We start from the raw sequence: 253 nt of genomic DNA, 5'->3' as shown, positions 1-253 counted from the left end.
CTGTAAGGGCTGCTGGAGGTATCAGAAGTGCGAATGCTGACATGAGTAACGATAAAGGGAGTGAAAAACTCCCTCGCCGGAAGACCAAGGGTTCCTGTCCAACGTTAATCGGGGCAGGGTAAGTCGACTCCTAAGGCGAGGCCGAAAGGCGTAGTCGATGGGAAACGGGTTAATATTCCCGTACTTCTTACAATTGCGATGGGGGGACGGAGAAGGCTAGGTGGGCCTGGCGACGGTTGTCCAGGTTCAAGTA

General features: G+C 53.8%; 1 rRNA gene. It reads left to right on the top strand.

Features of this window, described 5'->3' with window-relative positions:
• A 23S ribosomal RNA gene (locus A6D97_RS02140) occupies positions 1-253 on the top strand; the annotation flags it as partial.

Source organism: Vibrio sp. ZF57 (assembly GCF_001691235.1).
In the GTDB taxonomy this organism is placed as follows: domain Bacteria; phylum Pseudomonadota; class Gammaproteobacteria; order Enterobacterales; family Vibrionaceae; genus Vibrio; species Vibrio crassostreae_C.
Note: the sequence above shows the minus strand (reverse complement) of the source record. Positions and strands in the feature narration are given on the sequence as shown.